This window comes from Shinella sp. 20P9.1.1, assembly GCF_057798995.1.
Genome location: NZ_JBYOLC010000001.1, coordinates 504,649 through 517,927 on the forward strand (window position 1 = coordinate 504,649; position 13,279 = coordinate 517,927).

Here is a 13,279-nt window from a genome sequence, read left to right on the forward strand (position 1 = left end):
GCGCGAGCGTTAATTCACGGCGCAAGCCACGCGCCGTGCCAAGTCGTCCCTTGCCGTTCGAACGCGCAGCGGACGTGGTTTGCCGACGACAGGTCGAGCCATTCGAGCCGGTTCAGCGTCACGGTGACGAGTGCAAAACGCGCATAGGGCTCTTCATCCGATGGTTCGCCGGCCTGCAAGGGCTGGCCGCTGTCGTCGAGAATGGTTCCCGGCGCATGCGGTGCGTCGAACAGGATCAGCGTCCTCTCCCGAAGCGATTGCCACATCTCCAGCCTTTCCGCTTCATCGTCGCTGATTGCGGCGACACCGGAAAGGCGCAGCTGAACCGAAGCCGCCGGATCAAAGCCGACAAGGGCGATGCGTGGATCGTTGCGGATCTCCCGGATTTTTGGCGAGCGCATGTCGGTGACGAAGGACAGGGTTCCGTCGATGGCATCGCAGCGCCGCAGCACGATGGTGCGCAGTTGAGGCGCGCCGTCGAGCCCCGCTGTGGCAAGCTGGAGGAAGTTGAATGGCGAGCGGCTGGTGGCGGCAGCGCCGAGCTGGTCCCAGATTTTCGCCAGAAGGGTTGCCGTCACGATCTGCTCCGTCTCGCATGCCTGCCCTTCACTACCATGCGGCCCGGACGCTGTCGAAAGAGTTCTCCTTTTCCCATGCGATAGAAAATCTGTTACGAGAAAGGTCGCTATATTCCTCTCGGATTCCCGTTATGGCCGACCGCATCGGAAAACTGCCGTCCCTCAATGGCGTGCGCGTCTTTGAAGTCGTGACGCGGCATCTGAATTTCCGGCTCGCAGCGGAGGAGCTTGGCGTGACACAGGGCGCGGTGGCGCAGCAGATACGCGGGCTGGAGGCGGAACTCGGCCTGAAGCTTTTCGAGCGCCACCCCAGAACCCTTGATATGACCGAAGCGGGCCGCAGCTATGTCGGCAGCATCCGCCGCGCTTTCGAGCTGATTTCCGAGGCGACGGAGACCCTGCGGCCGGAGCCGCAGCATCTCACCATCAGCGTCACCCCGACCTTCGCCTCCAAATGGCTGATCCCGCGCCTGCCGGATTTCACCGCGGCGCATCCCGATATTGACCTGCGCATCCTCGCAACGGATAGAATCGCCAATTTCCAGACGGACGCCGTCGATCTCGCCGTGCGCTACGGCCGCCCGCCTTTCGGGCCTGGCATGCAAGCCGACCTGCTCTTCGAACATGTCGTGATCGCGCTCGGCAGCCCGCTGCTCATCGATAAATTCGGCGCTCCGGAATTGCCCGGCAATCTGGCCCGGTATGCGCTGCTGCACGATGCGCATAATTTCTGGCCGCAATTCCTGGAGCTTGCCATGGGGCAGGCGGCACCTGTCATGGCGGCGAAGAACATCCGCTTCAACCAGACCTCACTTGCGCTGGAGGCGGCGATCGGTGGGCAGGGGCTGGCGCTTGCCAGCAGCTTCTTCATCGAGGAGGATATCGCGGCCGGCCGTCTCGTGCCGTTGTTCGGCACACAATTGCGGGTCGGGGTGGATTTCTACGTCGTCGCGCCGCGAAAATCCCGGCACGCCGCCTCCGTCCATGCCGTGCGCACCTGGCTTCTACAGGAGAGTGCGGCATTTAAGGGTATTTGAAGCAATAGATTTTCTATAGGAAGAACGGCGCATTTTTGTTTGGTCGCGGGTGGGGCCGCCATGCCAGAATGCGGGCAATCAATCATTCGGGAAAGGATAATCCGATGGCAGAACAGAAGGTCGCATTGATCACCGCCGGCGGTAGCGGCATGGGCGCGGAAGCCGCACGACGGCTGGCGGCGGATGGTTTCAAGATCGGCGTGCTCTCGTCGTCCGGCAAGGGCGAGGCGCTGGCAGCGGAATTCGGCGGCTTCGGCGTTACCGGCTCCAACCAGTCGAACGACGATCTGAAGCGCCTCGTCGATGGCGCGATGGAGCGCTGGGGCCGCGTCGATGCGCTGGTCAACAGCGCCGGCCACGGCCCGCGCAAGCAGATCCTCGAACTGACCGATGAAGACTGGCATGCCGGTATCGACGTCTATTTCCTCAATGCCGTGCGCCCGACGCGCCTGGTGACGCCGATCATGCAGAAGCAGAAGTCCGGCGTCATCATCAACATCTCCACCGCCTGGGCCTTCGAGCCGAGCGCGATGTTCCCGACCTCGGCCGTCGCGCGCGCCGGCCTTGCCTCCTTCACGAAGATTTTCGCCGATACCTATGCGGCCGACAATATCCGCATGAACAACGTGCTGCCCGGCTGGATCGACAGCCTGCCGGCAACGGACGAGCGGCGCGACGGCGTGCCGATGAAACGTTACGGCACGAGCGCGGAAGTCGCAGCGACGATTTCGTTCCTCGCTTCCGACGGTGCCGCCTATATCACCGGCCAAAACATCCGTGTGGATGGCGGCATCACGCGCGCGATCTGATGCGCGCGGAGATGACGGCGCCGCGGAGGCGCCGTCATAGAATGTCAGATGGCGGTGAAGCCGTTGTCGACGAAGAGATGCGTGCCGCTAACGAATTCCGACTCGTCGCTCGCCAGATAAAGCGCGGCGCGCGCGATATCCTCCGGCTCGCCGATGCGGCCCTGCTGGGCGGCGAGCGCTGCATCCGACACGTCCACGCCATAGCGGTTCAGCGCCTCGATCTCGCGGTTGCCATGCGGCGTGCGCACGAAGCCGGGGCAGACGGCGTTGCAGCGGATGTTGCGATCGCGGAATTCGATGGCGATCGCGCGGGCAAACATATGCACCGCACCCTTCGTCGTGCCGTAGAGCACTTCCATCGGCGTCGCCGCCACGGCCGAAATCGATGAGGTGCAGACGATGGACCCGCCGCCGCGCGCGATCATGCCCGGCAGCACGGCACGCGTGACGAGAAACATCGAGCGCACATTGATCGCCGTCAGCCGCTCCCATTCCTCCAGCGTGGTTTCGAGGAAGGGTTTGACGATGATCGAGCCGGCATGATTGAACAGCACATTGGCGGCGCCATAGTGATCTTCGACGGCCTTGATGGCCGAGATGACGGCGGCCTCGTCCGACACATCGGCTGTGAAGGCCTGTGCGTCGCCGCCCTTGGCGCGGATGTCCGCTGCCGTCTCTTCAGCGGCGGCCGCATTGTAATCGACGATCGCGACGCGTGCGCCCTCGCTGGCGAAGAGGCGTGAAGCCGCTCCGCCCATGCCGGTCGCGCCGCCGGAAATGATTGCCGTTTTTCCCTCTAGTCTGCCCGCCATCGTTCCATGCTCCTTCAACTATCCGGGATCTGCGGGTGTTTCGAACCCGCCGGATTTTACGCGCTAAATTCCTCTGCCTCTCGTTGCAGGAGTCAATGGGGAAGGCGTTTCCTCAACGGCGATCCGTGCCGGGGTGAAGCGAAAGAAACTGTACAACTTTAGGCACTTGTTCAGTATTCTTGCCTAACGTTAGGCAATCGTTCTGCATGCGGGGACCTTCGACGATGACCGTCGTGACACTGGACCAAGTGGAGCGCCAGAGGGCGCGGGGTTTCCGTTTTCTGCGTTTTTTCCCCGAAATCGAGGTGCGCTTCCGCAAGGGCTATGTGGCCGAACGCGTGCGGCTTGCCGTGATCTGGGGCATCATCGGTACGCTGATCTACGATCTCGTCTATTTCGGCGACCGGACGATGATGGCGGATGTCTTTTCCGGCCTCGTCACTGTGCGTTTCTTCATTTTCACGCCCTTCGTGATCGCCTGCATTCTCGCGGTGCGCCGCTGGCCGAATACCGCGCTTTACGACGTGCTTTCGGTCGCCATCGCCGTGCTCGGCGTCACGCTGCCGATGGCCGTCGCCGTTGAGAGCGAAAGCCCCTATCTCTTCGTCTACCAGAACGGTAATTCCGCCGCCTTCCTGTTCTTCGTCATCGCGCTTCGCCCGCGGTTTCCCGCCATAGTCATCGGCCTCGTGCTGATGTGCGCCTCGCATTTCACCACGACGTCGCTCACCGGCGCCTTCGATGCGGTCACCTATTCCGGCATCGTCACCTTCTATGTGACGCTCTCGATTTTCCTCGCTGTCAGCGCCTATTTCCTCGAGCAGAAGGATCGGCAGAGCTTTCTCAACCAGCTGCGCGGCAGCCTGCTTTACCAGCAGCTGGAGCACAATGCCGACCGTGACGAGCTGAGCGGCCTCCTGAACCGCCGTTCGCTCGCCCGTGTGCGCGATGCGCTCTGGAGCCACGCTTCGCACAGCGTCGCCGCCATCCTGCTCGACATCGACCACTTCAAGCGTTTCAACGATGTGCATGGCCATATCGAGGGCGATGCGTGCATCCGCGCGGTCTCGCAATGCATCCTCGGGAATGCGGAAGAAGGGGCGCATGTGTTCCGCTTCGGCGGTGAGGAAATCCTGGTGCTTTCGGTCGGTCACACGTCGCTGCAGGCGCTGGCACAGGCAGAGCGCATCCGCACCGCCGTCGAAGCGCTCGCCATCCCGCATCGCGGCCTTGAGGATGGCTGCGTGACGGTCAGCCTGGGCGTCGCGCTGGCATTCCCTCCCGTGACGGCGTTGGAACGTCTTTTGCAGGATGTAGACGCCGCGCTTTATGAGGCCAAGCACCGCGGACGCAACACCGTCGCACTGGCGGATGATCTCATCCCATCCAGCCGCGGGGACAGCGCCGCAGCCTGACAATCGGCCACAACCTGCGCATTGCCCGCCGATTTCCGTAAATTCCGTCAAACGGCAGGCGCTTCCGGCGAGGAAGGTCTGATTTCCCGGAAAAATTTTATTACTTTTTAAGTTAAATACCGCAGCGTCAGCACCATTCTACTGCAACCATCGCCGGTATATTGGCGAAACAGGACCGACCTCATGGCTTCAACCTCCGCTGCGCGTCCGAAATCCTCCCGCTCCCTGGCGGTCAAGCTGCTCTCCGTGAGCGCTGTCGCCATTGCCTGCGTTCTGGCGCTGACTTTCCTCATTGTCATCCTTCAAGTGCGAGAGCGCACCGTCGCCATCACGTTGAAGCAGGCGGAAGCCGAGGCCGAGGCGACCGCGCAGGCGATGAGCGGCAAGATCGATGCGCTCTCGGGTGCCACGCGCAGCCTGGCGGGCCTGATCGAGCGGGGCATTGCCGCCGGAAAGCTGGACCGCGCGATGATCACGACCATGCTGCCGGCGCAGGTGGAAAAGTTCGATCTCGTCTTCGGCGCCTGGATCGTCGATACCGAGCAGGGCCTCGACGGCACGCTCGGGCCGAAGGACGATGCAGTACAGGGCACGAATGCCGATGGCGTTTTCACGCCTTACTGGGTTCGCGGCGCGAGCGGTCTGGAACTGATGCGCCCCGCCGTCGATCGCAACGCGGAATATTATCGCCTTGCCGCGACGAGCAAGAAGGGCGCCGCGACCGAGCCGTATGAAGAGCCGTCGGCCAACAATCTCCTGATGATGACCGTCACGCAGCCCGTCATCATCGACGGTCGTCTCGCCGCAGTGACCGGTCTCGATATCGCGCTCGGCTCCCTTGCCGACTCGCTGAAGTCGGAGCGTCCGTTCGGCGAAGGCCGCGTCTATCTGCTGTCGGGCACCGGCAAATGGCTGGCCGCACCGGATGCTTCGCAGGTGATGAAGGAATACGCCGCCGAAGGCAGCGATCAGGTCAAGGCGGCGCTTGGCGACGGCAAGACCGTGACGCTGCACGATGTCGTGGGCAGCGATGGCGGCTCGGTCTATCGTGTCGTCTATCCCTTCGATCTGCCGGGCCTCAATGCCCGCTGGGCCGTGGCGGTCGACGTGCCGGTGGCAGCCGTCTCCTCCGTCGTCAACGAGCAGACGAAGATCCTTGTCATCGGCGGCATGTTCATTCTCGCAGCCGTGATCGGCGCGCTGCTCCTGGCCGTGCGCACCTTCGTGCAGCGGCCGATGGCCTCGCTGCTCGGTGATGTCGGCCGCATGTCACAGGGCCAGCTGGAACAGCCGGTTGCCGGTCAGGAGCGCAGTGACGAGATCGGCAAAGTCGCCGTCGCACTCGAAGCCTTCCGTCATCGTCTTGCCGATGGTCACCGTCTGGAAGCTGCCAGTGCCGAGCAGCGTCAGCAGAGCGAAAACGAGCGTCGGCAGACCGAGACGGAGCGCGCCCGTGCTGCCGAAGAGCAGCGCAAGGTCGTGGAAGCGCTCGGTCGCGGGCTTGCCAACCTTTCGCGCGGCGATCTGACGAGCCGCATCACCGAAAACTTCCCGCCGTCCTATGTGGAACTGCGTGACAATTTCAACGACACGATGGACAGCCTCGAGCGCACCATCCTGCAGCTGAACCAGACCGTGCATTCTCTGAATGCCGGCATCGGCGAGATCAGCCGCAGCTCGGACAACCTCTCGCGCCGTACGGAACAGCAGGCCGCAAGCCTCGAGGAAACCGCCGCGGCGATGAACGAGATCGCCGAGCAGATGCATACCAGCACCCGCAATGCCGGCGATGCCGCCGCCAAGGTCAACGAGGCCTGCTCGGATGCCGACCGTTCCAACGCGGTCGTGCGCAAGGCGATCACCGCCATGGAGGGCATCGAGGATTCTTCGAAGAAGGTCAGCCAGATTATCGGCGTCATCGACGAGATCGCCTTCCAGACCAACCTGCTGGCGCTGAATGCCGGTGTGGAAGCGGCACGCGCTGGCGAGGCCGGCAAGGGCTTTGCGGTCGTCGCGCAGGAAGTGCGGGAGCTTGCCCAGCGTTCGGCTCAGGCGGCCAAGGAAATCAAGGCCTTGATCTCCGCCTCCAGCGCGCAGGTCCAGGAGGGCGTTTCGCTGGTCGGCGAGACCGGCAGTGCGCTGACGCGCATCGGCGAGCAGATCCTCTCGGTCAACAAGCTGATCCAGGACATTTCTGCCTCGGCGCGCGAACAGTCCTCCGGCCTTCAGGAAATCAACGTCGCCGTCAACAACATGGACCAGGTGACACAGCAGAATGCCGCGATGGTGGAAGAAACCACCGCCGCCGCAAACCTGCTGAACGATGAGGCGCATACCCTGCGCGACATGGTGATGCGCTTCTCCGTCAGCAACGCTGGCGAAGCCCCACGCCGCCGCGCCGCCTGAGGCACGACAAGGAACGCCCGCGGTGTCCTCTGATGGGGATCCGCGGGCGATCGTGTTTTTGCGATCCCCGAAACCTTGCTGAAACAGACCCGGCTTACGGCTGAAACCGTTCCCTGGCAGGATAACCTCAGATCAAGGAGAGGATCATCCGATGTTTGCAGCCATTCGCCCTATCTTTGCCAAGGCCCTCGTCATGGGCCTCGTTGCCGGCTTCGCCGTGCCCGCCTTTGCGGCGGAAGGCACAAAACTGTTCAGCTTCGTCAACGAGAACGAGGAAATCGTCGCGGCCCTGACGCCCGAAGATGCGGCACTCGGCGAGGATGCCGGCGCCATCGGCAAGGCGCTGCACGAGCGCGGGACCTTGACGGTCTGGCGCTATGCCGTGCGCAAGGCCAAGGACGGCGAGCTGGAAGGCGCCGCTGAAGCAGATCAGCGTGCAGGCCGAGGGGACTTTGCGCGTCGAGCCCTATGCGACGCCGCTCAGGATCGTGCCGCTGCAATAGAACCTGCCGGTGCCGCTTGTCGGCGTCTCGTGACCTCCAGCACGGCGCTGAAACACAAGCGAAACACTTGGCCGCTAGTCTTCCGCAGCTTACGCCCATTTCGGGCAATTCCGGTCCGGCCGGGATTGCCCGGCTTCCCGGAAGGATCGCGCATGAATACACCGTCGGAGTTTCGCGAACTCGAAGCCTATCACGCGGCGGTGGTTCGAACGGCACTCGACGGCATCGTCGTCATCGACGGCGACGGACTCGTGGTTGATTTCAACCCGGCGGCGGAGGCGATCTTCGGCTATGCGAGGGACGCGGTCATCGGCGAACCCATCGCCGAACTGATCATTCCTCCGGAACACCGGGCCGCGCATGAGCACGGTCTTTCCCGCTATCTCGCGACAGGTGCAGGCCATGTGCTCGGCAAACGGCTCGAACTGCCGGCCATGCTGTCGACGGGCGAATTGATCCCCATCGAACTCACCATCACGGATGTCACGCTCGGCGGACGGGGGCTTTTCGCGGCCCATATTGACCAGCGGGCGCACCGACCGCAGGATCACCGTCGGCATCGAGGCCGACCGGGTGGCGGGTACGGTTTCGCTCACCAGCCGGTGTGCCGGAGGCGATCCGCAGCCGCATCTTCGATCCGTTCTTCACGACCAAACCGCAAGGGGCGGGCACCGGCATCGGCCTGGTCGTGTCCAAGGGGCTGGTGGAAGCACATGGCGGCAGTCTGACGCTCGGTGATGCGCCTGATGGCTGTGCGCGTTTCATCATCCGGCTCACCAATGAAACGGTGCAGGCGAGCGGAGCGGAGGCTGTACGGCCCGCGGCAAAGACGGATCAGCCCGCACCGAACCGGCATTTGCTGGTGGTCGATGACGACGTGGCGGTCGCCGAACTGGTGGCGGAGATCGCTGACCGCCTCGGTTATGCTGTTACCGTCACGCATGGCGGCAACGAGGCGCGGGGCAAGATTACCGCGCGTGACGGCAAGTTTGATGCGATCCTCTGCGATATCCGCATGCCCGCCGGCGATGGCCCCGGCCTCTACGATTGGCTGTGCGAACATCATCCGGCGATACGCTCGGGCTGTCCGATGATCGAAAAACTGTTCACGCTTGGCGATATCGCGGCTTTCCTCGACGATCTGACGCCGCCGCGCTGAAACAGTTGAAACATGAGCGTACGAGGCTGGAAATAGCGAGCGTCTAGGGTGGTTCATCGGACAACCGATGGAGCCACCGACTCGACCGGCTGGGTCGCCCCGCGGCGCAGCACGGCGCGGATGCGCGCCTTCAGCTCGCGCAGATCGAAGGGTTTGGTGACAGAGTCGTCCGCACCATTTCCAGGCCGGCGATGCAGTCCTCCACGTCGGAGGCGCCTATCAGCATGATGGTGGGAACGACGGAGCCGGCCCGGATGCGCCGGGCAATGGAGAAACCGTCCTCGGAAGGCAGGTTGAGATCGATGATCAATAGGTCGGCCGGCCGCTCGGAAAGCGCGGCATCAAGGGCCGCGCCGCTGGCGACGCCGCAGACGGAAAATCCCTGGCCGGCGAGATAGTCGGAGACCATCTCCCGCAGGTCCACGTCGTCATCGGTCACGATGACGTGGGGCAAAATCGCGTGTTCGTTCAAGGGTATGGCCCGACGCAGTCTGTTCTTCCTCTAGTTGAATACAGCGCGAGGAATCCCGTACGGTCCGCTGGACCATCATTCCCGTCCACGCACCGCAGCCCGTTCTTGCCTGCAGCACCTGCGCCGCACCGCAGCGGTTCCGGTCAAGCGACCGGCTCCGGCTCAACGCCAACGGCAAGAAGCTCGATGCTTGGCTCATCTACAAATGCACCCAATGCGACAAGACCTGGAGCCGCCCGCTTTTCGAGCGCCGGGCCATCCGCGAGATCGACCCGCGACCTTGCGGGCGCTGCAATCCAACGATGCGCAATGGGCGCGCCGGCACGCCTTCGATCTCAATGCCTTGCGACGCAAGACATCGCGCATCGAGGTTTTTCCCGAATGCGTGGTGGAGAAGACCATGCTCGGGGCGTGTGCGGGCGAAGGCAATCTGGAGATCGTTTTCTCGGTTCCGCTGCCAAGCCAGCTTCGGCTCGACCGGCTGCTGGCAAGCGAGCTGGCGATCTCCCGCTCCCGCCTTCAGACGCTGGATGTCGCAGGCGCGCTTCATGTCCAGCCCACGCGCAAGGATGCTCTGCGGCGGCCCGTTTCGCATGGCAGCGCGGTCCACATCGCAGTTGAGACATTGCCGGACCGCGACGCCTTGATGCTGGCGGCGTGCGGGGCGAATACTGGTTAGGGCCGCCGAACTCCCGCGGATGTGCCGGCCGGGTTTCTCAACCCGGCCGGCACACAGGAAGCTCAGCCGGTCATGCCTTTCATGCTGTCGGTATAATATTTTTCGTAAAGATCCCGATATTGCTCCGCACCGCCCGCATCGCTGTAGCGGCTGAGGGCTGCCATGTCGGTCTTGTTGAGGATGACACCGAGGGTTTTGCCCTCGATGCGGTGTTCGGCGGCGAGCAGGTCGCGGACGAAATTCGCCGACGTCCTGCCCCACTCCACGACGAACAGGAAACCATCGGCCAGCGGCTCGAAGGCCTTCGCATCGACAACCGGTCCAAGCGGCGTCAGATCGACCACGACATAGTCGAAATGCTGCCGCGCCTCGTCGATGAGCTGTTTCATCGCATTGGACGATATCAGCTCGTTTGTGTCGTGCCGGCGGGCTTCGCCAGGGGCTAGCGCGATTGGCAGGATGGCGAGCTGCGAGCGGCGGTCGGTCTTGACGGTCTGCGTCCAGGGAAGTTCGCCGCGCAACACCTCGACGAGGCCGATCTGCGGGGCAGGCTTCATCATGGCGCTGAGGCCCGGGCGGCGCACATCCGCGTCGATCAGCAGCGTTCGTTTGCCGCTGACGGCAAGCAGTGCTGCAAAATTTGTCGCAACGGTGGATTTGCCCTCGCCCGGCAGGGCCGAGGTGACGCCGATCACCCGGTTCTGCCGGCCGTGCAGCATGGTTTCTGCGGCGAGCTTGGCGTTGCGCAGGGTCTCGGTGAAGGCGGAGCGGGGCGCATCCAGCACGACACGGGTCATGCGCTCGAGCGGGATGACGTCATTGTCTTCCGCGCCGGATGGCGGCTCCGTCTTCACCGCCTTGGCGCCGATCGTCGCCGGCTTGCGTTTCCGCGAGGCGCCGCCGACCAGCGGCAGGTAGCCAAGCGGTTTCAGGCCCAGAATGCTGCGCACGTCGTTTTCGAGCCGGAAGGCGCGTTCGCGCATTTCCTGCACGAAGGTCAAGGCCCCGCCGGCCATCAGGCCCAACACCAAGGATAGGCCGAGCACCATGGTCTTGCTGGGGCTGGACGGCGAGACGGGCACGCCGGCATCGGAGATCACCCGCGCCTTGGCGATCGGGAAGGACTGCTTCTGCGAGGCCTGCTCGAAACGGCTTAAATAGCTCTCCGACAACGCCTTCAATGCCGTCGCTTTCTGTTCCAGTTCGCGCAGGCGCACCGAGGAACGGTTCGCATCGGCATTGTTGCCGGCGACCTTCTGGATGCTTTCGCGAAGCGACGTCTCGCGTGAGCGGGCGACGTCATATTCGTTGCGGTAGCTCGCCGTCAGCTGCTGGAGTTCACGGTAGATCTGACCGGCGAGGTCTTCCTTCTCTGTCCGCAGGGCGGCGGCTTGCGGATGATCCGCGCCGAAATTCCTGGTGATGTCCTGCGCGCGCTTGACCACGGAGTTGTAGCGGTTGCGTAGCTCCTGAAGTGCCGAGGCGTCCGCACCCTGGGTCGGGATGGTCGCGTTGTCGATCGCCTTGTCCGGCCCTTGCTCGACGATCGCCTTGAACTGGGCGTAGCGGGCCGACGCGCTGGCGGCATCGGCCTGCGCCAGGATGAGCTGGCTGTTGAGATCGGCAAGCTGTTGTTCCGACATCAGTTCGCCGCGGGCGGTGGTGAGGCCGTTTTCGGCGCGGTACTGCTCCACTTCGAGGGCGGCTTCCTGCGCGCGGGCCTGAATATCCGTCAGCCGCTCCTGAAGCCAGCTTGACGCCTGTTCCGTCGCCGTGAAGTTGGAGCTCAACTGATCCTCGAAAAAGGCTTCCGCGTAGCGTTTGGTGACGGCTGCCGCGAGCTGCGGATCGGTCGAACGGAAGGAGACGGCGAGCACGGCGCTACGCGCTACGCGCTCGACGGTCAGCGCCTGCTGCAGCACGGCGGCCGCCTTTTCGCGGCGACCGTTGGCAAGCGCCTCCTCCGATGCCTGCGGTCCGGCGGAACCGAAGGATGTCAGTGATTTGATCCATCCCTTGGCGATCGCGACAGGCGATTGCGGCGGGTTGGTGATCGTCTCGTTGTCGGCGAGCTTCAGGTCGTCGACGACGCGCAGCGCCAGGCGGCCGGATTTCAGGATCTCGGCGGCACTCGAAATGCGCATGTCGACTTGCTGGCTGCTCTGCGGCGCCGGTTCGGTTTCCTCCGCATAGCGCGACAGGTCCTCGTCGAGCAGGATCTGCGTCATCGACGTATAGACCGGCGTTGCGAACACCAGATAGGTCACGCCCAACGCGACGGCGAGCGCGACCGACAAGCCGATCAGCCGCGCCCGGCGAACGAGAATCGTCAAAAGGCGGTTGAGGTCGATGAAGCTATCGGAAGGATCCGGCTCCCGTCGCAGAATGCTGCGGTTCGGTACGGTGCGTTGGTGCATGGGGCTCCGTTCTGCCTTTCGGCGCGATGGAAACTCTGTCCTCCCGAAGGCGGCCCCGGATCCTCCCATCCGGGGCCTTTGGTCTTATGCCGCGCGAATCCGGCCCTCATGCGACGACATCATGTCGCGAAGGGATTGATAGACGGCGCCGCCGATATCCGGCCGCGCGAGCGCGAAGGCGACATTGGCCTCGATGAAGCCGTGCTTGGAGCCGCAGTCATAGGTCCGACCCTCATAGACATGGGCATGGAACGGCTGGCTTCCCGAAAGCTTCAGCATGCTGTCGGTCAGCTGGATCTCATTGCCCGCGCCGCGCTGCTGGCGGGCGAGATGGCCGAAGATTTCCGGCTGGAGAATGTAGCGGCCGTTGAGGAAAAGATTGGATGGTGCTTCACCCGCCCGCGGTTTCTCCACCATATGCGTGACGGCAAAGCCGTGCTGCACGGCCGCTCCCTTGCCGACGATGCCGTATTGCGAAACCTCGTCCGGCGCGCAGGGCTCGACGCCGACGACATTGCCGCCGACCTCGCCATAGAGGTCCATCAGGCCGGAAAGGCAGCCGCGCGGGCCGTAAGAGATCATGTCGGGAAGCAGCAGCGCGAAAGGCTCGTCGCCGATGACGTCACGGGCGCACCAGACGGCATGGCCAAGCCCGAGCGGCGCCTGCTGGCGGGTGAAGCTGACCGATCCGGCCTGCGGCAGGAGTTCGCCGAGTTCGCGGACCTTGTCGTCCTTGCCGGATTTTTCGAGCGAGGAGATCAGCTCCGGCGTGTCGTCGAAATGGTCCTCGATGACCTGCTTGTTGCGGCTGGTGACGAAGACGACATGCTCGATGCCGGCCTCGCGCGCCTCGTCGAGGGCATATTGCACGACGGGGCGGTCGACGATGGTCAGCATTTCCTTCGGCATGGCCTTGGTGGCCGGCAGGAAGCGGGTTCCGTTGCCGGCGACGGGAATGATGGCCTTGCGGACGGTTCTGGTTCGCTCCATGG

The 13,279-nt window shown here is 63.7% G+C and carries 11 protein-coding genes and 1 pseudogene; 7 read left to right on the forward strand and 5 right to left on the reverse strand.

Translation table 11 applies throughout. The features are described from left to right. Nucleotides 1–14 precede the first annotated feature (14 nt). Nucleotides 15–578: a pyridoxamine 5'-phosphate oxidase family protein gene (locus AC27VQ_RS02330; protein ID WP_488715043.1), complete on the reverse strand. Its 564-nt coding sequence runs from the start codon at nt 576–578 to the stop codon at nt 15–17. A gap of 131 nt (nt 579–709) precedes the next feature. On the opposite strand from AC27VQ_RS02330, the gene AC27VQ_RS02335 reads away from it, so the two are divergent. Continuing rightward, nucleotides 710–1,615: a LysR substrate-binding domain-containing protein gene (locus AC27VQ_RS02335; RefSeq protein WP_488715044.1), complete on the forward strand. Its 906-nt coding sequence runs from the start codon at nt 710–712 to the stop codon at nt 1,613–1,615. A gap of 104 nt (nt 1,616–1,719) precedes the next feature. Next, nucleotides 1,720–2,424 (forward strand): SDR family oxidoreductase, encoded by a 705-nt coding sequence (locus tag AC27VQ_RS02340; RefSeq protein ID WP_421592712.1) that lies wholly within the window; start codon nt 1,720–1,722, stop codon nt 2,422–2,424. Between the two features lie 44 nt (nt 2,425–2,468). Here the strand turns inward: AC27VQ_RS02340 and AC27VQ_RS02345 are convergent, their stop codons facing one another. Beyond that, nucleotides 2,469–3,236, reverse strand: coding sequence for an SDR family NAD(P)-dependent oxidoreductase (locus tag AC27VQ_RS02345; RefSeq protein ID WP_488715045.1), 768 nt, complete (start codon nt 3,234–3,236; stop codon nt 2,469–2,471). 224 nt (nt 3,237–3,460) lie between these two features. On the opposite strand from AC27VQ_RS02345, the gene AC27VQ_RS02350 reads away from it, so the two are divergent. The 4 genes from AC27VQ_RS02350 to AC27VQ_RS02365 all read left to right on the forward strand — a co-directional run bounded on the left by AC27VQ_RS02350 (nt 3,461) and on the right by AC27VQ_RS02365 (nt 8,719). Further along, nucleotides 3,461–4,651, forward strand: a complete 1,191-nt coding sequence (locus tag AC27VQ_RS02350; protein WP_488715046.1) for a GGDEF domain-containing protein — start codon at nt 3,461–3,463, stop codon at nt 4,649–4,651. A 183-nt stretch (nt 4,652–4,834) separates the two neighbouring features. After that, nucleotides 4,835–7,057, forward strand: coding sequence for a methyl-accepting chemotaxis protein (locus AC27VQ_RS02355; protein WP_488715047.1), 2,223 nt, complete (start codon nt 4,835–4,837; stop codon nt 7,055–7,057). Between the two features lie 193 nt (nt 7,058–7,250). Continuing rightward, entirely contained in the window at nt 7,251–8,288 is a 1,038-nt protein-coding gene (locus tag AC27VQ_RS02360) for a PAS domain S-box protein (RefSeq protein WP_488715048.1), read from the forward strand. Beyond that, nucleotides 8,189–8,719, forward strand: coding sequence for a response regulator (locus AC27VQ_RS02365; protein WP_488715241.1), 531 nt, complete (start codon nt 8,189–8,191; stop codon nt 8,717–8,719). Before AC27VQ_RS02360 ends, AC27VQ_RS02365 begins: the two co-directional genes overlap by 100 nt. A 130-nt stretch (nt 8,720–8,849) precedes the next feature. On the opposite strand, the gene AC27VQ_RS02370 is transcribed toward AC27VQ_RS02365, so the two are convergent. Next, a complete protein-coding gene (locus AC27VQ_RS02370; protein ID WP_488715049.1) occupies nt 8,850–9,191 on the reverse strand; it encodes a response regulator transcription factor in 342 nt (113 codons plus the stop codon). Nucleotides 9,192–9,388: 197 nt separating this feature from the next. Between AC27VQ_RS02370 and AC27VQ_RS02375 the strand changes: the two are divergent. Beyond that, nucleotides 9,389–9,870: pseudogene (locus AC27VQ_RS02375) on the forward strand (DUF1062 domain-containing protein). Between the two features lie 62 nt (nt 9,871–9,932). Here the strand turns inward: AC27VQ_RS02375 and AC27VQ_RS02380 are convergent. Together AC27VQ_RS02380 and AC27VQ_RS02385 are read right to left on the reverse strand one after the other, a co-directional pair. Then, on the reverse strand, nt 9,933–12,287 hold the full coding sequence (locus AC27VQ_RS02380; RefSeq protein WP_488715050.1) for a polysaccharide biosynthesis tyrosine autokinase: 2,355 nt from the start codon (nt 12,285–12,287) through the stop codon (nt 9,933–9,935). Nucleotides 12,288–12,371: 84 nt separating this feature from the next. Then, entirely contained in the window at nt 12,372–13,277 is a 906-nt protein-coding gene (locus AC27VQ_RS02385) for a UTP--glucose-1-phosphate uridylyltransferase (RefSeq protein ID WP_421592720.1), read from the reverse strand. Nucleotides 13,278–13,279 lie beyond the last annotated feature (2 nt).

What these genes read in the sequence shown, in the direction of transcription:
- AC27VQ_RS02335 (WP_488715044.1), top strand. Translation starts at nt 710, where the DNA reads ATGGCCGACCGCATCGGAAAACTGCCGTCCCTCAATGGCGTGCGCGTC.
- AC27VQ_RS02340 (WP_421592712.1), top strand. Translation starts at nt 1,720, where the DNA reads ATGGCAGAACAGAAGGTCGCATTGATCACCGCCGGCGGTAGCGGCATG.
- AC27VQ_RS02345 (WP_488715045.1), bottom strand. Translation starts at nt 3,236, where the DNA reads ATGGCGGGCAGACTAGAGGGAAAAACGGCAATCATTTCCGGCGGCGCG.
- AC27VQ_RS02350 (WP_488715046.1), top strand. Translation starts at nt 3,461, where the DNA reads ATGACCGTCGTGACACTGGACCAAGTGGAGCGCCAGAGGGCGCGGGGT.
- AC27VQ_RS02355 (WP_488715047.1), top strand. Translation starts at nt 4,835, where the DNA reads ATGGCTTCAACCTCCGCTGCGCGTCCGAAATCCTCCCGCTCCCTGGCG.
- AC27VQ_RS02360 (WP_488715048.1), top strand. Translation starts at nt 7,251, where the DNA reads ATGGGCCTCGTTGCCGGCTTCGCCGTGCCCGCCTTTGCGGCGGAAGGC.
- AC27VQ_RS02380 (WP_488715050.1), bottom strand. Translation starts at nt 12,287, where the DNA reads ATGCACCAACGCACCGTACCGAACCGCAGCATTCTGCGACGGGAGCCG.
- AC27VQ_RS02385 (WP_421592720.1), bottom strand. Translation starts at nt 13,277, where the DNA reads ATGGAGCGAACCAGAACCGTCCGCAAGGCCATCATTCCCGTCGCCGGC.